Source organism: Halomonas sp. AOP7-E1-9 (assembly GCF_052376035.1).
Taxonomy (GTDB): domain Bacteria; phylum Pseudomonadota; class Gammaproteobacteria; order Pseudomonadales; family Halomonadaceae; genus Vreelandella; species Vreelandella citrativorans.
This window is the reverse complement of the sequence record NZ_JBQSVC010000026.1, coordinates 1-19,109: the sequence shown is the minus strand read 5'-3', so window position 1 is coordinate 19,109 and position 19,109 is coordinate 1. Positions and strand designations below refer to the sequence as shown.

Below are 19,109 nucleotides of genomic sequence, written 5' to 3'. Positions count from 1 at the left end.
GATCTCCTTTATAACCTTAATGAGCGGGTGCTGAGTGTTGATATTGGTGATGGGCCAAGAGTTGATCAAGATAGTGGAGCGCTAGATGGCGGGCTTTGTCGGCATCAAGCCCTTCGGGTGTTAATGCACCGCGTAGCCATAAACCATCAATCATGGCGGCCAACCCACGGGCCGCATTGCGTGCCTCAACGTGGGGGAGCACGCGTCGAAACTGACAGCATAAATTGGCGTAAAGGCGTCTATCGTTCACATTCTGTAGGCGCTGGAGCATCGGCTTGTGCATGCTGCTGGCCCAAAAGGCAAGCCATGTTTTAGCCGCAGGGCCGGTCACTTGAGTGCGATCGAAGTTGCCTTCGATAATCGCGCTGATGTGCGCTTTAGGTGAGTCATCGTTCAACGCCCTGCGCCGCGCAGAAATAGCGTCACTAAGGTCAGTCAAGATCTGGCGCATAGTGGCTTCAAGAAGGCCATCTTTCCCGCCAAAGTAGTGACTGATGATGCCTGCAGAGACGCCCGCGTGACGGGCAATCCGCATAATGGTTGCTTCTGCCAACCCCACTTCGTCAATGGCCGCCATGGTGGCGTTGATTAACTGCTGGCGGCGTATCGGTTCCATTCCCAGCTTTGGCACAGCTGTCTCCTGATGACGTTGAATGCCTAACTTGAAACATACGGTTAGTCATGATTATCTGTATATCTTAGTAGTTGTTTATTGAACGTTCAATCAATAAACGCTGGTGCATGTTGCTGCGCTTGGCGTTAAAGGAATAAACATGCCCATTTACGTAAAATAGAAGGGGAGTTGTAATGAAACGTGTCCAGGTGGCGGGATTAAGCGCATTGGTGTTGGGGGCTGCTATGCCCATGATGGCCCAAGCCGATGAGTGTTCGCGTGTGCGTTTTGCCGAAGTGGGCTGGACCGATATTACCGCGACGACGGCGTTGGCCAGCGAAGTGTTGGAGGCGCTAGGCTACACGCCAACCGTCGATACGGTGTCAGTGCCGATTGCCTATGCGGGCATGCGTAACAATGATTTTGATGTTTTTCTAGGCAACTGGATGCCCTCTATGGCGTCCATCAGCGACCCGTATATTGAGAGTGGCGATGTTGAGCGGTTAGTTGTCAATTTAGAAGGCGCCAAATACACGCTGGCCGTACCGCAATACGTGTACGATGCAGGTGTTACCTCTGTGAATGATTTGGCGGCTCACGCTGATCAATTTAACCATCGCGTGCATGGTATCGAGGCGGGTAACGATGGCAATGAGCTTATCCAGCAAATGATTGATGATAATGCCTACGACCTGGGCGATTGGCAGGTGGTGGATTCCAGTGAAGCAGGCATGCTTTCAGAGTTGACAACACGCGTCCCCAATGAAGAGTGGATGGTCTTTCTGGGGTGGGAGCCGCATCCCATGAATACCAACTTTGATATGGCCTATTTATCCGATGCGGATGATTACTTTGGACCTGATTTGGGTGGCGCCACGGTGCACACCAATACGCGCGCCGGGTTTGTCGAAGCGTGCCCGAACGTGGGTACACTACTTGGCAATATGACGTTTACGCTGGAAATGGAAAACCAGTTAATGGGCGCCATTATGAATGAGGGTGTCGACCCTCGCGTTGCCGCCAATCGTTATTTAAAAGAGCACGACGATTTATTAGCCACGTGGCTTGAAGGTGTGACGACCCGGGATGGTGAGCCTGCACTGCCAGCGGTTCAGACCGCTCTGTAAATCTGTCATTGTCTCATTGAAAGGTAAGCCTGTTTTCGGCTTGCCTTTTGTTTCGAGAATAGGCATAATCTGCACCCGCTGATGTCGGAAAGGCTACGTAGCTCAGCTGGTTAGAGCACATCACTCATAATGATGGGGTCCCCTGTTCAAATCAGGGCGTAGCCACCAAAATCAGCGCCGCAGTACATGGCTATTCAAGTGTATTGCTATGGTGGCCCCTTAGGTCCTCCCGCAACGCTAAACTGCAAACCCCGCCAGGCCCGGAAGGGAGCAACGGTAGTGGTGGCTGCGTGTGCCGGGATGTGGCTTTTGGGGCCGCCTCCATTTCTGTCGTTTCCAGCCTGTTGTGATATAAATTCCAGCCAAAATGACATAATTTGCGGCTTATCGTGACATAACCTGTTTTTGTAGTAATCCTACGAAATGGGGTGTTGTCATGTTTAGCGCAAGCTCCGTCACCCTCGTGTTAAAAACCTCTACAAATTTGCTAGTTTTAAAACAAGCTGTACTCGCATTGTTGAGTCTTCCTTGACGGGTTGTGATCAGCACGCGTGCTATTACTACTGGGAACATGGCGATTAAGCAGCTAAAGCGAGTAGCGCCTTTATCTTATGCGATGGCATGCATTTTCTTATATCCATCCAAGGCTTTGAAGAACTCCGTGGCGGTGATGCCCAAGGCCAATGTGTGCTTGGGCTCAGGTAGCGAATAAATCATTGGTCTGTTAGCGACAAGCACGTCATTGTGCATGGACTCACGACGACTAGATGAATCGTTTTAGCATTGGTAGTCCCTGCCTGAGAGGTTTCCCCGTGAAAGCACCCCAGTTCGAGATAAGCCAGCCTCCTGGCGCGCCACTCAGGTCAACTGACTATTCGTAGCCGTTGTCTCGGTGAGAGGGGGGGAGAGCATAAGAGTGAGGGGAATCCCCAGGGGGGCGCTGGCAGAGACTAGCTGCCTGGGCGCATTACTTCATGAAAGGCATTGCCAGGGGTTTCCTGCATGACGTTTTTCTACATAACAACGCTTCGAGCAGCAAGCCATTTCGCTTTGCAGCCAGTCTTCAGTGCCCAAGCGAGAACAATGATAAATCAATCACTACAATAAGGAGATACATCGTATGGGCTTATTAAATAAACGGGCCTCGTCGACGTACGACGACAGCGACATGCAGACGGATTATGTTGTAGGGCAGGACAACATCCAGGGAAGTATGGGGCCCATCGGTTTTGACATTCATAACCGCGTCTTTGTCCTGTCCGCACTCGCCTCGTTGATTTTCATTGTGTTGACCCTGATGCTCCCGGCGCAGGCAGGGGAGCTGTTCCAATCTATCGTTGGCTTCTCGACGCGCACGCTGGACTGGTACTTCATGATTCTGGTGGATTTTTTCATTGTCTTCTGTCTGGCGCTGATCGTGCTTCCCCATGGCAAAGTGAGACTAGGCGGCCCGGATGCCCGGCCGGAACACAGCTACCTGTCGTGGTTCGCTTTGTTGTTCACGGCGGGTATCGGGATCGCCTTGCTGTTCTTCAGCGTGCTGGAACCGGTTTATCATGCAAATGTGTCTTCGCCCTTAGGCACCCCTTCGCCCTTCGGTACCGACGGTGCGCTAAATATGGCCGCGATTGGCGAAGCCTCGGCCATGGGGCTGGCGGGGACGTTTCTACACTGGGGGCTGCACGGCTGGGCCGTATACGCGGTGATGGCGCTTGCCCTGGCGATCTTTAGCTATAACAAGAAACTGCCGTTTTCTATTCGCTCGATCTTCTTTCCTATCCTGGGGGATCGCGTATGGGGCTGGTGGGGCCACTGGATCGATATCCTGGCGGTGTTTTCCACCTTGTTTGGCTTGGCCACGGCACTGGGCCTGGGCGCGCAGCAGGCCAACGCGGGACTAAATTTTGTTTTCGGCATGGAAATCAATACCACGACACAGGTCATTATCATTGCACTTGTCACTGCGGTGGCGCTGGTATCGGTGTGGCGCGGCCTGGAGGGGGGCGTAAAGCGACTCTCCGAGATCAACATGATCGCGGCCTTGATGTTCTTCTTCTTTGTGCTATTCGCTGGCCCGACCCTGATGGCGATCAGCGGCATGTGGACGGGAATCACCCATTATGTGACGGAGCTCATTCCGCTCTCGGCGCCCTTTGGACGTGAAGATGACGCCTATCGTCAAGACTGGTCGGTGTTTTACTGGGCGTGGTGGGTCAGCTGGGCGCCTTTTGTCGGCATGTTTGTCGCGCGCGTGTCCAAGGGTCGTACGGTGCGTGAATTTCTGCTCTGCGTGCTGATTGTGCCAAGCCTTTTTATCTTTATCTGGATGGGGGTATTCGGCAGCATTGCACTGGATCAGCTTTATACCAATCCCGCCGCCAGTCTGGTCAAGGAGTACGTGATCGATAGCTACCGTCCCGAACTAGCCCTATTCGGCATGCTCAATGAGCTACCGCTGACGGGCTTGATGTCGAGCCTGGGGATCATTCTGGCGCTCACTTTCTTCGTGACGTCATCGGATTCCGGCTCTCTGGTGATCGATACCATCACCGCCGGCGGCAAGATCGAAGCGCCTCGGCCTCAGCGTATGTTCTGGGCGACGGTAGAGGGGTTGATTGCCATCGTGTTATTGATCGGTGGTGGGTTGTCGGCGCTTCAAGCGGGTGTCACGGCGACGGCTATCCCATTTTCCATCTTGATGCTGCTGATGTGCTACTGCATCATCCGAGCGCTGAACGGCGAGCTGCGCCGCATGCGCAACGGAAAGTAACGTGTTGACCCTTTGCCGGGCGCGATGTCCGGTAAAGAGAAGTTTTTACTGTCCCACATGAAAGAAAAACGCCTGTACCCCAACAGGTACGGGCGTCCGCGTTGCTTGTGTAATCCCCCCGAAAATCCGATTCGGCTCAGATGAGGTGAGTCGCCATGAGCTTACTCGCCGCGGGGGTAGCGCTGGGCTTCTTCGACTTCGTTCAGGTCCATGTGATTACGCATGTAACGCTCGCAAGCGTCCTGCAGCGGCTGATAGTCCCACGGGTAGTAGTGGCCATTACGCAGGGCTTCGTAGACGATCAGACGCTGTGCCTGGGAGGCGCGCACGTCGGCATCGAAGGCTTTCATGTCCCACTGCTTGTGTACCTTGGCCTGATAGTCGGCCACCACCTCGGCGTAGTCGGGATGCACCGCCAGGTTGTGCTGCTCCAGCGGGTCGGCCTCCAGGTCGAATAGCTGCGGTGGGTCAATCTCGCAATAGTTGAATTTCCACTTGCCCTCGCGGATGGTCACAATTGGCGAATAACTGGCCTCGGCGGCGTATTCCATGTACACCGGCGCGTCGCGCTTCTCGCCTCTGGTCAAGGGGAGCAGCGACTGGCCATCGGTGTAGGGCGCGATCGAGGAAAGGTCGATGCCGACCAGGTCGGCGATGGTGGTGTTGATATCGATGATCGATACGGGGTCCTCAACATTGCGCGGTTCGATCCCCGGTGCAGACAGCATCAGCGGTACCCGCGACGAGCCTTCATAGGGGCTCATCTTGAACCACAGGCCCTTTTCGCCAAGCATATCGCCGTGGTCGGCACAGACCACGATAATCGTGTTGTCGAGCATGCGGGTGCGTTCGAGCACGTCTAGAATGCCGCCGATCTTGTCGTCGACATAGGAGATGTTGGCGAAATAGCCCTGGCGAGCATTGCGCACGTCTTGGGGCTGGATGTTGAACTTGGTGTAATCGTTGGCTTCGAAAATCCGCTGGGAGTGCGGATCCAGTTCATCGAAGGGTATGGGCCCTTGCTGGGGCTCAAGATACTCGCAGTCGTTATATAAATCCCAGTATTGGCGACGTGCTACATAGGGGTCGTGCGGGTGAGTGAAACTGACGCACAGCGCCCAAGGCCGCTCGTCGTGACCGCGCGATAGGTCATATAGCCGCTGCTCGGCGTGAAACGCGACTTCGTCGTCGTATTCCATCTGATTGGAAATTTCAGCAATGCCAGCGCCTGTCACCGACCCCAGATTGTGGTACCACCAGTCGATACGTTCCCCGGGCTTGGTGTAGTCAGGTGTCCAGCCGAAATCAGCTGGGTAGACATCGGTGGTTAAGCGTTTCTCGAAACCGTGGAGCTGATCTGGGCCGACGAAATGCATCTTTCCCGACAAGCAGGTGGAATAACCTGCGCGACGCAAATGATGCGCCCATGTCGGCACGCTTGAAGGAAATTCCGCTGCGTTGTCATATACCCCGGTGCGGCTCGGCAACTGGCTCGACATGAAGGCGGCTCGCCCCGGTGCGCAAAGATAGCTAGGTGTATAGGCATTGTTGAAATTGACCGAGCGTTTGGCCAGTTTCTTGAGGTTAGGCGCATGCAAGAAATCGGCGGGGCCATCCTTGAACAGTGTACCGTTGAGTTGGTCGGCCATTAACACCAGTACATTAGGTCTAGCCATATAGAAATCTCCCTGGCGAGTATTGTTGATATTCGAAGCTGCCAATAGGCGCGACTTCAATCCCTTACAATGACGTGCCAGGAAGTAGTAAACCAATGATTTATTTGCCCCCTAAGCCCAAACTCACATTGGCCTTAGGTATAAACGACGATTTAGTGGATAGTGCCTGTTACCGCCATCAACCTGGTTCTACTGTGCCCTATATTAATGCTACTGCTAGGTGATAATCATACGGCCTACCTGCCGGTTGGAGGCTGAGCGCTATGTGTTTCCATCGTTTTTAAGGTGAAGGTAGAGTGGGTCGAACTCGCCAGCTTGCTGCAGCTTGTCCCAGTCAGGTATGGTCATCCGGCTTCTTTCGGTGATGATCAAGCCATCTGCGCGTAGTGCCTGAAAAACGCGGTTTACGTGGACGGGCGTCATCCCTGTCGCATCTGCTATTTCTGCTTGGGTCGTTGGCATATAGAACGTGTTCCCCTCAGTTAAGCCTACTGTCTTTAGGCGCACCATGAGTTCGCAGATAATATGCGCAATGCGGGAGTAAGCCTCGCGTTGTCCAATATTTAACAGCCATTCACGGAAAATAGAGGCGTAGACAAGTGTCTCGCGCCAAAAGGCAGCAACAAGCCTGGGATAGCGCTCACAGAGTTGATGCAGATCTTTATGCTGAATGAAGCCGAGCTTGCAGGGGCTGATAGAGGCAATATTAATATCTATTACTCTCAAGTGAAGGCTTTGCAGGTCGGGTATGTCGCCAGGAACATGCAGGGCCATGATCTGGCGCTTGCCTTCAATGGATACTTTGTTGACGCAGGTAAAGCCCTCAACCATCAAGCAGCACTGGTTTGGCTGATCGCCCACTTTAACAATGTCTTGATTGCTCTTGATTTCTTTTGTGTGAATCGGTAACCCCATCAGTGCCTGCTTCTCTTCACTGGTAAGCGCGAAAATATTTTCTAATTTGCGGATCATGATGTGATTGGGCGAGAAGGGCGCTGTGGTCATGTTTGGCTCCGAGGTTTGCAGAAATAATGAAGCCTGATGCAACATTTCCTGCGCACTATATGGTTTGGTAATGCCAGTCTCAAGCATGCTCCACGTGAGGTGAAATAGCCAGGTTACGCGATTTATCGTATTGAATTTTATTTATTCGGAAGGAGACTTTAAAAAAAATTAAAGTTCTGTGGCAGGTATTTTCATCAGTGACGCTAGGCTGGTGTGTTGGCCTTGCAGCAAATCGGCCAGTGTATATTGATCCAGAACGCCCAAAAAGGCGTCTAGTGCATCGTTAAGGATAGGCTTTAAGCGGCATGCGGGGGTAATGATGCAGGCGCTATCGTCTCGAAAGCACTCGACGAGCGCCATTTCCTGCTCGGTATCTCTCACCAACGTCCCTAATCGAATGTGTTCGGGCGCCCGGTTTAGCCAAAGCCCGCCATGCTTGCCGCGGATGGCTTTGAGGTACTCTTTTTGATGTAGTTCCTGGACAATTTTCATCAAGTGATTGCGCGAGATCGAGAATGTCTCGGCAATTTCCGTGATTGTTGCGCGCTCTTCTCCCTTGGCTGCCAGGTAAATCAAAACGCGAATAGAGTAATCCGTGAAGCGGGTTAGGTGCATGGTTTGCCAAGTGTGGACTAAACACTGCATTGTACGGGGTTTAAAAAGGATGGGGAATGATTCGGCTACGGGCCGCGATAATAGAAGGAAGGTGTTTGATAGAAAATGAGCGTTATTAATCATTTTTGCTCATCGTTAATGTCGTTAACATGGGGCAGAGTAATTGCCTGGTAGCCTGTATAGCATGGGTAGGGTGGATGGGGTGTTGTTAAAAAAGCGGATCAGGGAGGTCATATGAACTACGAAATAGTGCTTAAGCGCGTCTATTCAGCGTTTGAAGACGACGAGGGGGCACGCGTCCTGGTTGACCGTTTATGGCCGCGTGGAAAAGAGCGTGCTTCGCTGGCGCTAACGGAGTGGTATCGCGATGCCGCGCCTTCATCATCTCTAAGGCGTGACTACCACCAGGGCAAGATTAGTGAGGCTTCCTTTCAGACCCGCTACCGTTTGGAATTAAAGGAGTCTGATGACGCATTACTACCGCTGATGCGTTATGCCAGGCAAGGTAAGCTGACGTTATTAACGGCTTCACGCCAACTGGACCATTCACATTTGCCCACTCTGCGTGAAGCGGTGCTGGACGCGCTGGATATAGAAGACCGAGCAGACCAAGAGTTAGCGTCCTCACCGTGTTACTTAAATAGCACTTCTCAGGATAGTGAGTAGCGAGGGATGTTATCACTAGGCTGGCTATCGGTCGTGATTAACGCGTTGTTTGTTCGTCAATAAAGTGCTGCATAATCGCCAGAGTTTCATTGCTGACATGATGCTCCATGCCTTCAGCATCAATGCGTGCGGTATGATCATTAACGCCCAGCGCGCGTAAAAAATGTAGCACTATATCGTGCCGTGCCCGGGATGTTTCTGCCATTTTTTGGCCTTCCGCTGTTAGAAACAGGGAGCGGTAAGGCTTGCTGGTGACCAGTCCCAGCTCATTTAAGCGGCGGATCATCTTGGATACGGTCGCTTGACTCACCCCCATGCGGCTGGCGATGTCGGCGGCGCGCGCTTCTCCCCGATGGCGAATCAGGTCGCCGATCAGCTCAACGTAATCTTCGATTAGCTCGGTTTCATGCGCATTGCGCACGGTTTCATATTGCCGTGTGTGCTCTTCAATGGGCGGCAATGCGTCATTGCAGTAACTTTTACTCATACATTTGGCGTTATGGGGAAGCGGCTGATCGTTATCACTCATTGGCAGACTATATCGAGGTGAATGGAAAACTCTAATGGATCATGGTAGCGCATATTGTAGAATAATTGTTAGCCAAGGCTAAACTATTTGCACAATGCTTTTTTGTTGAGCTAAAGTTGTAATTAGCGCAAACCAAATTCACAACGGGGGACGTCCATGAGCCAACGAAAAACATGCTTGATGATAAGTTTGTTGCTTGCGACGGCGGGCAGCGTTACGACGGCCAGTGCCCAGACGCTATCGCCGCCGATTAATGTTGTGGCGACGTTTACAGTATTGGGCGATTTGGTGGCCCGCGTGGCAGGAGACGACGCCAACGTATCAGTGCTGAGCCCTGTTAATGCAGAGGTGCACGAGTGGGAATTAACGCCCAATAATTTTGCCGCTCTGGAAGAAGCCGATATTGTTTTTTATAACGGCTATCAACTGGAGCAGTGGATGCGCCAAGTGGAAGCGACTACCCAAGGCGATGTGTCCTTGGTCGCCGTTGCCGAAGCGTCTGAATACCCCACTCAACATATTATGATTGGCGATATGCAGGGCGATGTCGACCCACATTTGTGGACAGACCCGCGTGCGGCAATGGCCTATGTTCATGTGATAGCGAATGAGTTGGAAGACCTTCTGCCAGAGCAGGCAGAGGATATTCAGGCGCGTGCCGATAACGTCGTGGCAGAACTTCAAGACCTTCACTTGGAGCTTCAACAGACGCTAAGCGATATTCCGGAAGAGCGTCGTGTTTTGCTCTCAAGCGAAGCAGCATTTTTGTATTTCTCTGATACTTATGGCTTTGAACATGACGGTATCTGGGGAAATAACGCCGAAACGGAAGGCTCGCCGCAGCAGTTAATGCGCGTCATCGACTTGATTAACGCACGCCAGCCTGCAGCGCTTTTTTGGGAAAGCACAACGTCGGATCGTTACGTTAGTAGCCTTTCCAGAGATACGGGAATTCCCACCGCGGGCCCTTTATACGTGGATTCGTTAAGCGAGCCAGAGGGCGAGGCGGGAGACTATTTTGCCATGTTGAGGCATAACGCCGATATGCTGCGCCAGTATTTAGCCGTTGAGTAGTGCACCATGACAACCAGTTTACCGAGCACGATGGCCGCCATTGAAATAACCGGGCTGTACGCTGCTTATCAGCGCCAAACCGTGCTGGAAGATATACACCTCACATTTCCCGCTGGGAAATGGACGGCCATTGTCGGGCCTAACGGTGCGGGTAAATCGACACTTTTTCATGTGTTGACCGGCAGCATGAAGCCGCTGCAAGGCAGCGTAAAAGCCTTTGACGAGCCCATAGCAAAGCATCGTCGGGCGGGGCGTATCGCGTATATGGCTCAGCGTGAGGCGATTGAGTGGGATTTTCCTGTCTCGGTATGGGACACCGTTATGGGTGGGCGCTACGGACACATGCGCAGCGATGCGTTATGGCGCCGCTTATTGCCAGCGCGCTGGCATCACGCTCGACATAGCGAAGCGGTGCATGATGCTTTGGTGGCAGTCAATATGCTCGACCTGGCTGACCGACCTATTGGCGCGCTTTCCGGTGGTCAAAAAAAACGTGTGTTGCTAGCACGCGCGCTAGCGCAGCAGGCCAGCATTTTGTTGTTGGATGAGCCACTGGCTGGCGTTGACCCGCCCAGCGAGAAGCTCATCTTGTCGGTACTTCGTCGCGAGCGTGAAGCGGGTAAAACCGTGATTATGGTCACACATGATATGCCTGGTGCTCGCCGCTATGTGGACCACGTCGTGCTGATTAATCGCTTTGTGCGGGGTACCGGTACGCCTGAAGAGATGCTAAGCGAAACAAAACTGGCCGAACTTGCAGTGAGTTCAATTGAGCAAACGGCCAATGATCGCCAAACGATGCCAGTGGCTTCCAATAGTTCTGGGCAGGGGTAAGTTACGTGGTTGATAGCATATTAATGATTGAAACGTTTAGCGATGCACTGGTAAACGGCTTAATCGCAGCGTTAATGGTGGTAGTTAACCTGCTACCTGACAGCGTTTCTGACGCCTTTCAGTATGCATTTATGCAAAGAGCGCTACTCACCTCGGTGCTGGTAGGCGCTATTTGTGGGATGCTTTCCTGTTATGTCGTGCTAAAGCGCTGGTCACTGTTGGGGGATGCGATTTCTCATGCCGTGCTGCCGGGGGTAGCCATTGCGTATTTGCTTGGCTGGCCCTTCTTTGTAGGAGCGTTTATTACTGGGGCGCTGACCTCGGTAGGCATCGGGGCGATTGAAAGGAACACACGAATTAAAGCAGATGCTGCGATGGGGCTGATGTTTACCGCCTCCTTCGCCCTTGGTGTGGTCATTATCAGTAAACTGGCTTCCAGTACCCATCTGATGCACATTCTGTTTGGCAATGTACTGGGTGTTAAACACTCAGCATTAATGCTGACCTTTGTTGCCAGCATCATTGCCATTTTAACGGTATGGCTCGCTTATCGGCCCTTGTTGCTCTATGCCTTCGACCCTCAGCAGGCACAGGCATTGGGCTTTAATACGCAGATTATTCACTATGGCCTCATTCTTTTGCTGACGCTGACGATTGTTGCAAGCCTTGAAACTGTCGGCATCATATTGGTCGTTGCCATGTTGATCACGCCAGGTGCGACAGCACATCTGCTGACAGACCGCTTCACGATAATGCTGTTGATTTCAGTATCCATTGGCATATTGTCTGCGGTTATCGGGCTTTGGCTTTCGGTAGTATTTAACGTGGCATCGGGTGGCTCAATCGTACTGGTGGCTTTCGCTTTCTTTGTTTTGGCGCTGCTCTTTTCGCCCAAGCAGGGTATCGTGCCGCGCCAGTGGCGTCATTGGAAGATGGGATAACGGCTCGTTTACGAACAGAGCACCCGAGTCCGCCATGAGTTGGCCAAAAAGCAGTACGGCCAGTGACGCCATTAGCGGGGCTAGCAAACGTACAGAGATGCCTCTATATGCCAAAACATAAGTAGCAGCAGAGAAATAACTGATGGATGCTTTTTGTAAGCGCGCTATCTGCTAAAATTTGCACCCTTCGATATTAGGCTGTGTACGAAATGGTGGCTCTTGAGTGTGCCATCCGGCATTCGCTTGTTTTTCGTACACGTCCTAATCACCTTGTCATCGGTCTGGAAATCTTCATGAATGCAGTTATTCTTGCCGTGCTTGTCATGGTAGTGCTGTCTCTTGTGCGTGTCTCAGTTGTTTTTGCATTGGTTGTAGGTGCGCTGGTGGGTGGCCTGGTGGGTGGGCTTACGCTTGACCAAACGTTAGAGGCCTTCAACAACGGCGTTGGCGGGGGAGCGCAAGTAGCGCTGGCCTATGCAACGCTCGGTGCGTTTGCGGTTGCCATCTCGCGTTCTGGCTTGCCCGATATGCTGGCGAACCGATTGATTGCCATGCTGGGCAAGGAGGCAACGGCCGCGCGTCAGGCTCGTGTGAAAACGCTGCTGCTCACCGCCATATTGTTAGTGGCTATTGCATCGCAAAACGTGATTCCGGTGCATATTGCGTTTATTCCAGTACTGATTCCTCCACTGCTTACCCTTATGAATCGTCTGAAGTTGGATCGTCGAGCGGTAGCCTGTGCATTAACGTTCGGCCTAACCGCGCCTTACATGTTATTGCCCGTTGGGTTCGGCGCAATTTTCTTGAACGATATTTTGTTGGCTAACTTAAACAGCGCCGGTACGCCATTTGGCTTGGAGATTACGCGTGGCATGGTGCCGATGGCGATGGCCATTCCTGTTGGTGGTATGGCCATTGGCTTATTAGTGGCGCTGTTCTTTAGCTACCGCGGTAATCGCGAATATGCGGATAAAGAGTTGGCGGCGGCTCCTTATCAGCAGGATTCTACACCGGCTGAGCCTCACCTCTTTGGATTGGTAATGTCTGGTGTTGCCATTGTGGCAGCGCTTGGCTTGCAGCTTTATAGCGGGTCGATGATTTTGGGTGGCCTGGTCGGGATTGGCTTGCTCTCCTTAGGCGGCATTTTTAAGTGGCGTGAAGCTGACGACCTGTTTACCAGCGGCATGCGGATGATGGCGCTGATCGGTTTTATTATGATCTCTGCGTCAGGTTTCGCCGAAGTGATGAAATCCACGGGTGAGATCGATACGTTAGTGACGGGGGCTTTTGATATCTTTGGGGATAATCGAGGTGTCGCAGCGTTAGTGATGTTGCTGGTAGGGCTTTTTATTACCTTGGGCATTGGATCATCATTCTCGACGATTCCGATTATTGCCGCGATTTTTGTACCCTTGGCGATACAGTTTGGCTTTTCCCCCATGGCAACGGTGGCGCTGGTGGGTACGGCGGCGGCATTGGGCGATGCTGGTTCACCAGCATCTGACTCGACGTTAGGGCCAACCTCAGGCCTAAACGTGGACGGGCAACACGACCACATTTGGGATAGCGTTGTACCGACATTTCTGCATTACAACCTGCCATTAATCGCCTTTGGTTGGCTGGCGGCCATGACGCTTTAATAGTGTTATAGGGCAGCAACCATTAAGCACTCAAAACGGTAATAGCAGTCACAACAAGGGCAGCCAATGGCTGCCCTTGTTGGTTTTAGCGCTTATGGCTGCTTCGGGAAGTGAACTTCAAAGGCGCTTAATAACCCGCGCAACAGAGAAAGCTCTTTTCGGCTTGGCTGGGCACGTGCAAAGAGCGCCTGAAGCTGCTCTTCGGTGCGCGCATGCGGCTGGGTAAGAAAACCACTTTGCTGCATCAAGCGGCCCAAGTGGTCCTGGAAATGCACAAACTGCTCGCGGCTGGGTGGGGTGGCGTCAAGAGGGCGCTGGTAAGTGAAGTCGTTACCAGCGCGTTTTCGCCAAGCGCGGTGGGTTTCGTAGGCGAGGATCTGTACGGCTTGAGAAAGGTTTAAAATGCCGTATTCAGGGTTGGCCGGTATGCTGACTTGATGCGTGCAGCAGCGAATCTCGCCATTGGTTAAGCCCGAACGCTCACGGCCAAAAACGAGTGCGACGGGGGCATTGGCCGCGTTTAAAATAACCTGTTCGGCCATTTCATCCGGCTCATCAAAGTGGGGAAGTGGCAGGCTGCGTAATCTGGCGCTTGCGCCAATCACTTGCACGCAATCCTGCACCGCTTCTTCAAGGTTAGTAACCACGCGGGCGTTTTCCAGCACATCCGTCGCGCCCGCTGCCAGTCGGGTGGCCTCTTCATCAGGGAAGCTTCGTGGGTTAACCAGTACCAGGTGGGTTAGTCCCATGGTTTTCATGGCGCGAGCGGCAGCGCCTATGTTGCCAGGATGAAAGGTTTGCACGAGTACAATGCGAATGTTGGAAAGCACGGTAATGATGACCTAAAAGCTGCCTAATAAAGGCGCTGATGGTAGCACGCTTTAACGCCGGGTACGCGTGGGCATTACGCAGGCGTTAAACGGCAAGAACCCCGCAAAGGCGGGGTTCTTGGTGACGCTAGGCGTCAGAGCGGTAGGCTCAGGGGTGCATCACATCATGCCGCCCATGCCACCCATTCCGCCCATGCCACCCATATCCGGTGCAGCTTCTTTCTCTTCCGGATCGTCAGCGATCATGCACTCGGTGGTGATCATCAGACCAGCAACGGAACCCGCAGACTGCAGCGCAGTACGGGTTACTTTTGCCGGGTCAAGAACACCCATTTCGAACAGGTCGCCGTACTCACCCGTTTGAGCGTTGTAGCCGAAGTTACCTTCGCCGTCTTTAACGCGGTTGATCACAACAGCGGCTTCTTCACCGGCGTTGGTAACGATCTGACGCAGCGGAGACTGCATAGCGCGCAGCGCCATGTTGATACCGTGGTTCTGATCTTCGTTATCGCCAGTCAAGCCTTGTACTTTGGCCATTACGCGAACCAGCGCAGTACCGCCGCCAGGCACAACACCTTCTTCTACGGCAGCGCGAGTAGAGTGCAGCGCGTCTTCAACGCGAGCTTTCTTCTCTTTCATCTCTACTTCGGTAGCAGCACCAACGCGGATAACGGCAACACCGCCTGCCAGTTTGGCAACGCGCTCTTGCAGCTTCTCTTTGTCGTAATCAGAAGTGGTGTCTTCGATTTGCGCGCGGATCTGGTTAACGCGTGCTTCGATATCGTTCTCTGCACCAGCGCCATCGATGATGGTGGTGTTCTCTTTGGACATGGTCATGCGCTTGGCGGTACCCAGGTGATCCAGGGTCGCTTGCTCAAGTGTCAGGCCAACTTCTTCAGAGATAACGGTGCCGTTAGTCAGGATGGCGATGTCCTGCAGCATGGCTTTACGACGGTCGCCGAAGCCAGGTGCCTTGGCCGCTGCTACTTTAACGATGCCGCGCATGTTGTTCACAACCAACGTTGCCAGCGCTTCGCCTTCGATATCTTCAGCGATGATGGCAAGCGGTTTGCCTTGCTTGGCAACGGCTTCCAGTACCGGGAGCAGTTCGCGAATGTTGGAGATCTTCTTATCCACTAGCAGGATGTAAGGATCTTCAAGTTCAACCGCCATAGTGTCCTGGTTGGTAACGAAGTAGGGCGAGAGGTAGCCGCGGTCAAACTGCATACCTTCTACGACTTCCAGCTCGTCTTCGAAGCCACGGCCTTCATCGACAGTGATAACGCCTTCTTTACCGACTTTTTCCATCGCTTCAGCGATGATTTCACCGATGCGCTTGTCGCCGTTGGCAGAAATAGTACCGACCTGAGCGATAGACTTGGTGTCGGTGCAGGGCACAGACATTGCCTGGATTTCTTTAACCGCTGCAGTAACCGCTTGGTCGATGCCGCGCTTAAGGTCCATCGGGTTCATGCCAGCCGTTACGCCTTTCAGGCCTTCAGCAACAATAGCTTGAGCCAGTACGGTAGCTGTCGTAGTACCGTCGCCCGCAGCGTCAGAAGTTTTAGACGCAACTTCTTTCACCATTTGTGCGCCCATGTTCTCGAACTTGTCTTTCAGTTCGATCTCTTTGGCAACTGATACACCGTCTTTAGTGACGGTCGGCGCACCAAAGGATTTGTCGAGCACAACGTTACGGCCTTTCGGGCCTAGAGTAACTTTTACCGCGTTGGCCAGGACGTCAATACCATGCGCCATACGTTTGCGTGCGTCATCAGAAAACTTAACTTGTTTAGCTGCCATGTTCGTTACTTCCTAGAATCGAATTGTAAAAGGTGAAAGTAAGTAGTCGAGGCGATGATTAGCCTTCAACGACCGCCAGGATGTCGGCTTCGCTCATGATCAAGACTTCTTCACCGTCGATTTTTTGCTTCTCAACGCCGAAACCATCTTTGAAAATGACGCTGTCGCCAACTTTAACGTCTAGCGGACGTACTTCGCCGTTATCGAGAATGCGACCGTTGCCTACTGCAAGAACTTCGCCACGCGTGGGCTTTTCTTGTGCATTGCCTGGCAGAACGATGCCACCAGCAGTTTTCTGTTCTTCTTCCACGCGACGAACAACGACGCGATCGTGCAAAGGACGGATTTTCATGCTCACGTTCTCCTGAGTATCGTCAAGGCCCGTATAGGGCAGATAGCTAAAACAAGATTCTCGAGGATGTCCCATCGAGAAATGAAGGTTCGCGACCTTCGTTGTTAATGGTGGCAATGTCACCATCGCCACCGAATTTGTATGCTGGTTCAAAAGTGGGGGCTTCAGTAGCCCTTTCAAGGGGGTGGCAGTGAAAAAAGTGTCTTTTGTTGGATTTTTTCTTGCTAATGCAGGCTAGCGTCACCGGGTAGTTTCATCACGGCTAATGAAATCGCCTTCCAGGGGAGTCTCTTTATGTGAGGTATTAGCATTGGAGTGGCTATTTTCGTGGTAAGTCGTGCCTTCACGACGATGCGTTTTGGTAGATGTTGCTTGCTCGCTATTCACTCTGGTTTTTAAACCCAGCCACATTAATGCGTTGTACATAAGCTGTCGGGCAGTGGGGAGCAAGCAAGCGATGCCCAATAGGTCGGAGAGAAAGCCGGGCGCCATCAGTAAAGCGCCGCCGAATATAAGTGCCGCGCCGGTTAGGAGCTCGCTGGACGGTAGCTCGCCGGCTTGCATGCGCTGGCGGGCGCGGGAAAAGGTGGCCACACCCTCTTTACGAATAAGATGAAGGCCAATAACACCGGTTGCCAGCACGAGCAGTAGGGTGGTTAATAAGCCTATTTGACTACCAATCGAAAATAGCAAAATAAAATCGAGTAAGGTAAACAAGGAAATAAAAACAAGAATAGGCATGGTGGACTCCGTAACAGGCGTAATCGCTCATTATTGTGTCAAATATGCAAAAAACAAGCGCCCGAAGGTCTTTGCCGGAAAGCCCTTTACTGACAAGGGGGCGCTCCTGGATAAACTCGAATTTTGAATGCACGCTTACATTAAAGGAGTAACGGATGCAGTTAACCGATAAAGTCATTGCAGTAACGGGCGGGGCGCGGGGATTAGGCTATGCCATTGCAGAGCGTTTGGGCCAGCAAGGTGCCGCGCTTGCACTGCTTGATAGGAGTGCTGAAGCGTTGGACCAAGCGGTCTCAACCCTTAAGTCACAAGGCATTCACGCCGAAGCGTTTGTCGTCAATGTTGCCGATGAGTCGTCAGTCATCACGGCGTTTGATGATATTGCGAAACGCATGGGTGCCATCAGTGGTTGCGTTAATAATGCGGGTATTACCGAAGATGCCTTGCTGGTAAAAGCACGTGATGGCCAGGTCGAAAAGCGCATGTCGCTAGAGAGTTGGCAGAAAGTCCTCAATGTTAATCTAACCGGTGTATTTCTATGCGGCCGTGAAGCGGCAACACAGATAATCAAAGCCGGACATGAAGGGGTGATTGTCAATATTTCGAGTATTTCCCGGGCTGGCAATGCGGGGCAAAGCAACTATGCCGCCGCGAAGGCGGGCGTTCATGCGTTAACCGTCACGTGGGGTAAAGAGCTTGCGCGCTATGGCATCCGCACCGGCACCGTGGCACCTGGGTTTATAGCGACCGAAATGACGGCGTCCATGCGCCCTGATATGTTAGAGCGGATCTCTTCAAGCGTGCCATTAAAGCACTTGGGGGAGCCGGATGATATTGCCAAAAGTGTCGCGTTTATATTTGATAACGACTATTTTAGCGCGCGTATTATTGAGTGCGATGGCGGCTTGCGGCTTTAGTATCGCCTGAGCTATCACTTGGCTTTTTTGCATCATCCTCTAGCCCAGCGGCGTCCTGGCGACTGCCCAGCTATCGATGCGTGTGGCACCTGCTTGTTGGGCAACGTTCGCTAATGCATTGATGGTCGCACCGGTAGTGATTACATCATCAATCAGCGTTATATGTGCTGGAAGTGGTGCTTTGATTGAGAAGGCTCCGTGCAAATTAGCCGCCCGTTCGTGTCGGTTTAAGCTACGCTGGGAAGCGACCAGCTTATTGCATTGAGCTTCCAGCACGACAAGGCCTGTACGCTTTGCCAGTTGCTCCGCCAACCATCGCGCTTGATTGAACCCTCGCTCGCGTGCTCGTTTGCGATGCATGGGGACTGCTATCAAGGCAGTGCCTAGGTCGTCGGGTATGCTCGCCAGCATAAGCTCTACCAGCAGCATCCCAGCACGAGGAGATGCCTTGAATTTGAAATCGTGCAGCAGCTCTTTAATCGATGCTTGAAAAAGCAAAGCAGCATGGGCGTGAGTGACCAGAGGCGGATCAAGCAAGCAGTGCCCACAGCGTCGTTGTGCTGGATGATCCAGGGGCTCGGCGCATTGTTCGCAACTTGAAACGTTCCAGGGTAATTCAGTAAAACAAGCTTGGCACCAGCCTAAGCCTCGACCCGCTGGCATTAAACAAAAGGCGCAGTAGCCCGGTAATGCCTTTTGAAGTTCCTTATGGGCCGCTTGCTGCCACGTTGACCTTAAACGCATACTGCTCCTGGAATGCTTTTGAATAATTATGTTGGATGATAGCGTTGACTTTTGCACCGCATATATATAATATACGTCTCGTCTTCTGCGGATGTGGTGGAATTGGTAGACACGCTAGATTTAGGTTCTAGTGCCGTAAGGTGTGGGAGTTCGAGTCTCCCCATCCGCACCAATTATTTGTTATCTCATAGTTATTGCTTAAATATCAATCGGCCAGCATCTGCTTGCCGAT

18 protein-coding genes, 2 tRNA genes and 1 other RNA gene are annotated in these 19,109 nt (G+C 52.5%); 11 read left to right on the top strand and 10 right to left on the bottom strand.

What is annotated here, in order from left to right:
- Positions 1 to 16: 16 nt before the first annotated feature.
- Positions 17 to 631 carry a transcriptional regulator BetI gene (betI, locus tag ACT3R4_RS13645; protein ID WP_441679329.1) on the bottom strand — a complete coding sequence of 205 codons (615 nt, stop codon included), beginning with the start codon at positions 629 to 631 and terminating at the stop codon, positions 17 to 19.
- Between the two features lie 176 nt (positions 632 to 807).
- Here betI and ACT3R4_RS13640 point away from each other — a divergent pair, with 176 nt between their 5' ends.
- From ACT3R4_RS13640 to ACT3R4_RS13625, 4 genes are all read left to right on the top strand, one after another.
- On the top strand, positions 808 to 1,740 hold the full coding sequence (locus ACT3R4_RS13640; protein WP_441679328.1) for a choline ABC transporter substrate-binding protein: 933 nt from the start codon (positions 808 to 810) through the stop codon (positions 1,738 to 1,740).
- 91 nt (positions 1,741 to 1,831) lie between these two features.
- A tRNA-Met gene (locus ACT3R4_RS13635) sits at positions 1,832 to 1,908 on the top strand.
- Between the two features lie 50 nt (positions 1,909 to 1,958).
- An RNA gene (gene ffs, locus ACT3R4_RS13630) (signal recognition particle sRNA small type) lies at positions 1,959 to 2,055 on the top strand.
- Between the two features lie 853 nt (positions 2,056 to 2,908).
- The gene (locus tag ACT3R4_RS13625; protein WP_441679327.1) at positions 2,909 to 4,510 is read left to right on the top strand and encodes a BCCT family transporter; all 1,602 of its coding nucleotides are present in this window, start codon (positions 2,909 to 2,911) and stop codon (positions 4,508 to 4,510) included.
- Between the two features lie 161 nt (positions 4,511 to 4,671).
- On the opposite strand, the gene betC is transcribed toward ACT3R4_RS13625, so the two are convergent.
- The 3 genes from betC to ACT3R4_RS13610 form a co-directional block, all read right to left on the bottom strand.
- Positions 4,672 to 6,186 (bottom strand): choline-sulfatase, encoded by a 1,515-nt coding sequence (betC, locus tag ACT3R4_RS13620; protein ID WP_193056357.1) that lies wholly within the window; start codon positions 6,184 to 6,186, stop codon positions 4,672 to 4,674.
- Positions 6,187 to 6,447: 261 nt separating this feature from the next.
- Positions 6,448 to 7,191 (bottom strand): Crp/Fnr family transcriptional regulator, encoded by a 744-nt coding sequence (locus ACT3R4_RS13615; protein ID WP_193054374.1) that lies wholly within the window; start codon positions 7,189 to 7,191, stop codon positions 6,448 to 6,450.
- Positions 7,192 to 7,359: 168 nt separating this feature from the next.
- On the bottom strand, positions 7,360 to 7,806 hold the full coding sequence (locus tag ACT3R4_RS13610; RefSeq protein ID WP_193056359.1) for an Rrf2 family transcriptional regulator: 447 nt from the start codon (positions 7,804 to 7,806) through the stop codon (positions 7,360 to 7,362).
- Positions 7,807 to 8,040: 234 nt separating this feature from the next.
- On the opposite strand from ACT3R4_RS13610, the gene ACT3R4_RS13605 reads away from it, so the two are divergent.
- Entirely contained in the window at positions 8,041 to 8,472 is a 432-nt protein-coding gene (locus tag ACT3R4_RS13605; protein WP_193056360.1) for a DUF488 domain-containing protein, read from the top strand.
- Positions 8,473 to 8,509: 37 nt separating this feature from the next.
- Here ACT3R4_RS13605 and mntR read toward each other — a convergent pair whose 3' ends face one another.
- Positions 8,510 to 8,959 carry a manganese-binding transcriptional regulator MntR gene (gene mntR / locus ACT3R4_RS13600; protein ID WP_226911993.1) on the bottom strand — a complete coding sequence of 150 codons (450 nt, stop codon included), beginning with the start codon at positions 8,957 to 8,959 and terminating at the stop codon, positions 8,510 to 8,512.
- A 198-nt stretch (positions 8,960 to 9,157) separates the two neighbouring features.
- Between mntR and ACT3R4_RS13595 the strand changes: the two genes are divergently transcribed.
- The 4 genes from ACT3R4_RS13595 (at position 9,158) to ACT3R4_RS13580 (ending at position 13,490) form a co-directional block, all read left to right on the top strand.
- A complete protein-coding gene (locus tag ACT3R4_RS13595; RefSeq protein WP_193056361.1) occupies positions 9,158 to 10,075 on the top strand; it encodes a metal ABC transporter substrate-binding protein in 918 nt (305 codons plus the stop codon).
- A gap of 6 nt (positions 10,076 to 10,081) precedes the next feature.
- Positions 10,082 to 10,909, top strand: a complete 828-nt coding sequence (locus ACT3R4_RS13590; RefSeq protein WP_193054370.1) for a metal ABC transporter ATP-binding protein — start codon at positions 10,082 to 10,084, stop codon at positions 10,907 to 10,909.
- Between the two features lie 23 nt (positions 10,910 to 10,932).
- Complete coding sequence (locus ACT3R4_RS13585) at positions 10,933 to 11,850, top strand: metal ABC transporter permease (RefSeq protein ID WP_172116766.1); 918 nt, start codon at positions 10,933 to 10,935, stop codon at positions 11,848 to 11,850.
- Between the two features lie 293 nt (positions 11,851 to 12,143).
- Entirely contained in the window at positions 12,144 to 13,490 is a 1,347-nt protein-coding gene (locus tag ACT3R4_RS13580; RefSeq protein WP_172116505.1) for a Na+/H+ antiporter family protein, read from the top strand.
- 92 nt (positions 13,491 to 13,582) lie between these two features.
- Here the strand turns inward: ACT3R4_RS13580 and ACT3R4_RS13575 are convergent, their stop codons facing one another.
- From ACT3R4_RS13575 to ACT3R4_RS13560, 4 genes are all read right to left on the bottom strand, one after another.
- Complete coding sequence (locus tag ACT3R4_RS13575; RefSeq protein WP_193056362.1) at positions 13,583 to 14,320, bottom strand: RNA methyltransferase; 738 nt, start codon at positions 14,318 to 14,320, stop codon at positions 13,583 to 13,585.
- Between the two features lie 159 nt (positions 14,321 to 14,479).
- Positions 14,480 to 16,123 carry a chaperonin GroEL gene (gene groL, locus ACT3R4_RS13570; protein WP_172116507.1) on the bottom strand — a complete coding sequence of 548 codons (1,644 nt, stop codon included), beginning with the start codon at positions 16,121 to 16,123 and terminating at the stop codon, positions 14,480 to 14,482.
- 58 nt (positions 16,124 to 16,181) lie between these two features.
- Positions 16,182 to 16,475 (bottom strand): co-chaperone GroES, encoded by a 294-nt coding sequence (locus tag ACT3R4_RS13565; RefSeq protein WP_018916005.1) that lies wholly within the window; start codon positions 16,473 to 16,475, stop codon positions 16,182 to 16,184.
- Positions 16,476 to 16,715: 240 nt separating this feature from the next.
- The gene (locus tag ACT3R4_RS13560; RefSeq protein ID WP_172116508.1) at positions 16,716 to 17,216 is read right to left on the bottom strand and encodes an FxsA family protein; all 501 of its coding nucleotides are present in this window, start codon (positions 17,214 to 17,216) and stop codon (positions 16,716 to 16,718) included.
- A gap of 155 nt (positions 17,217 to 17,371) precedes the next feature.
- Between ACT3R4_RS13560 and ACT3R4_RS13555 the strand changes: the two genes are divergently transcribed.
- Complete coding sequence (locus tag ACT3R4_RS13555; protein WP_172116509.1) at positions 17,372 to 18,133, top strand: SDR family oxidoreductase; 762 nt, start codon at positions 17,372 to 17,374, stop codon at positions 18,131 to 18,133.
- A gap of 39 nt (positions 18,134 to 18,172) precedes the next feature.
- Here the strand turns inward: ACT3R4_RS13555 and ACT3R4_RS13550 are convergent, their stop codons facing one another.
- A complete protein-coding gene (locus ACT3R4_RS13550; protein WP_441679326.1) occupies positions 18,173 to 18,877 on the bottom strand; it encodes a double zinc ribbon domain-containing protein in 705 nt (234 codons plus the stop codon).
- An 87-nt stretch (positions 18,878 to 18,964) separates the two neighbouring features.
- Here ACT3R4_RS13550 and ACT3R4_RS13545 point away from each other — a divergent pair.
- Positions 18,965 to 19,049 (top strand) — tRNA-Leu (locus ACT3R4_RS13545).
- Positions 19,050 to 19,109 lie beyond the last annotated feature (60 nt).

Excerpts from the sequence above, each read along its gene's own strand:
- mntR (WP_226911993.1), bottom strand. The coding sequence starts at position 8,959 with ATGAGTAAAAGTTACTGCAATGACGCATTGCCGCCCATTGAAGAGCAC.
- ACT3R4_RS13590 (WP_193054370.1), top strand. The coding sequence starts at position 10,082 with ATGACAACCAGTTTACCGAGCACGATGGCCGCCATTGAAATAACCGGG.
- betC (WP_193056357.1), bottom strand. The coding sequence starts at position 6,186 with ATGGCTAGACCTAATGTACTGGTGTTAATGGCCGACCAACTCAACGGT.
- ACT3R4_RS13580 (WP_172116505.1), top strand. The coding sequence starts at position 12,144 with ATGAATGCAGTTATTCTTGCCGTGCTTGTCATGGTAGTGCTGTCTCTT.
- ACT3R4_RS13560 (WP_172116508.1), bottom strand. The coding sequence starts at position 17,216 with ATGCCTATTCTTGTTTTTATTTCCTTGTTTACCTTACTCGATTTTATT.
- ACT3R4_RS13605 (WP_193056360.1), top strand. The coding sequence starts at position 8,041 with ATGAACTACGAAATAGTGCTTAAGCGCGTCTATTCAGCGTTTGAAGAC.
- ACT3R4_RS13615 (WP_193054374.1), bottom strand. The coding sequence starts at position 7,191 with ATGACCACAGCGCCCTTCTCGCCCAATCACATCATGATCCGCAAATTA.
- groL (WP_172116507.1), bottom strand. The coding sequence starts at position 16,123 with ATGGCAGCTAAACAAGTTAAGTTTTCTGATGACGCACGCAAACGTATG.
- ACT3R4_RS13565 (WP_018916005.1), bottom strand. The coding sequence starts at position 16,475 with ATGAAAATCCGTCCTTTGCACGATCGCGTCGTTGTTCGTCGCGTGGAA.
- ACT3R4_RS13610 (WP_193056359.1), bottom strand. The coding sequence starts at position 7,806 with ATGCACCTAACCCGCTTCACGGATTACTCTATTCGCGTTTTGATTTAC.
- ACT3R4_RS13595 (WP_193056361.1), top strand. The coding sequence starts at position 9,158 with ATGAGCCAACGAAAAACATGCTTGATGATAAGTTTGTTGCTTGCGACG.
- ACT3R4_RS13585 (WP_172116766.1), top strand. The coding sequence starts at position 10,933 with ATGATTGAAACGTTTAGCGATGCACTGGTAAACGGCTTAATCGCAGCG.
- ACT3R4_RS13555 (WP_172116509.1), top strand. The coding sequence starts at position 17,372 with ATGCAGTTAACCGATAAAGTCATTGCAGTAACGGGCGGGGCGCGGGGA.
- ACT3R4_RS13550 (WP_441679326.1), bottom strand. The coding sequence starts at position 18,877 with ATGCGTTTAAGGTCAACGTGGCAGCAAGCGGCCCATAAGGAACTTCAA.
- ACT3R4_RS13625 (WP_441679327.1), top strand. The coding sequence starts at position 2,909 with ATGCAGACGGATTATGTTGTAGGGCAGGACAACATCCAGGGAAGTATG.
- ACT3R4_RS13640 (WP_441679328.1), top strand. The coding sequence starts at position 808 with ATGAAACGTGTCCAGGTGGCGGGATTAAGCGCATTGGTGTTGGGGGCT.